We start from the raw sequence: 1,241 nt of genomic DNA, 5'->3' as shown, positions 1-1,241 counted from the left end.
CAGAGCGAACGCTCCGGACATGAAGGTCAGCGGGAACATGATCATCATCGAGATGCCCTGGACCGAGGCGGCGCTCTTACCGGTGACACCGACCAGCGCCCAGATCCAGCTGACCGCGAACGAGCAGAACACCACGACCAGACCGGCGACGACCACGCCGACGACGCCACCCTCGGGCCGGTAGCCCAGGATCAGGCCGACCACGATGGTGAGGACGGTGGCGATGCCGTAGCGCACCATATCGGCGATCAGCGCGCCCGCCAGTGCCGAAACGCGGGCGATTGGAAGGGATTTGAAGCGGTCGAAGACGCCCTTGTCCATATCCTCACGCAGCTGGGTGCCGGTGACGACCGAGGTGAGTACGACCGTCTGGACCAGGATGCCCGGAATCAGCACCGGTAGGTAGGCCTGCACGCTGCCGCCGATGGCGCCGCCGAAGATGTAGGCGAACAGGGCGGTGAACAGGATCGGCTGCACGGTGACGTCGAACAGCTGTTCCGGATTGTGCTTGATCTTGAGGATGCCGCGATACGCCATGGTGAGCGAGTTCTCGACGGTCTGGCGCAGTGAAATGCGGTTGCTGGCAACGGGAATCGCGGCGCCCGCGGCGTGCCGGCCGGTTGCGGGGGCGGGAAGTGTGGTGGTCACGATATGTCCTTCGGGGGAGTCGGGAACGTGGCGGGGGCCGGTCTCATGCCGCGGTGCCCTCGGAATCGGTATCGGCGTCGTCGGATTCGGCGGCGTGGCCGGTGAGGGCGAAGAACACCTCGTCCAGGCTGGGCTTGCTGACGGTGATCTCGTCGACGCGGATATCGTTGTCGCGCAACCGGATCAACAGATCCGCGGTCACGCTCGGATCGCTGAGCGGGGCGGTGACGCGACCGGCCTCGGGCGAGATGCTCGCCTCGACGAGCTTGCCGTCGGCGCGGGAGAGGAATTCGCCGATCAAGGTGCGGGCCCGTTCGATGGCATCGCGGTCGGCCACGGTGATCTGCAGCGCGGACTGCCCGACCGAACCCTTGAGTTCGTCGGAGGTGCCATCGGCGATCACCCTGCCGTGGTCGATCACCGCGATGCGGTCGGCGAGCTGGTCGGCCTCGTCCAGATACTGCGTGGTGAGCAGCACTGTGGCGCCCTCGCGCACGAGCCGCCGGATGGTCTCCCACATCTGCGCGCGAGTGCGCGGATCCAGGCCGGTGGTCGGCTCGTCGAGGAACAGCAGCGGCGGCGTCGCGATCAGG

2 protein-coding genes are annotated in these 1,241 nt (G+C 67.0%); both read right to left on the bottom strand.

Features of this window, described 5'->3' with window-relative positions; genetic code table 11:
* Positions 1-648 (bottom strand): ABC transporter permease (locus ACGF5C_RS34780; protein ID WP_393308667.1); only part of this gene is annotated, 648 nt, incomplete at its 3' end.
* 43 nt (positions 649-691) lie between these two features.
* A partial coding sequence (locus ACGF5C_RS34775; protein WP_393308665.1) for a DUF4162 domain-containing protein occupies positions 692-1,241 on the bottom strand: 550 nt, incomplete at its 5' end.

Source organism: Micromonospora sp. NPDC047620 (genome assembly GCF_043205005.1).
Taxonomy (GTDB): Bacteria; Actinomycetota; Actinomycetes; order Mycobacteriales; family Micromonosporaceae; genus Micromonospora.
The sequence above is the reverse complement of the archived record's forward strand: the minus strand, read 5'-3'. Positions and strand labels throughout refer to the sequence as shown.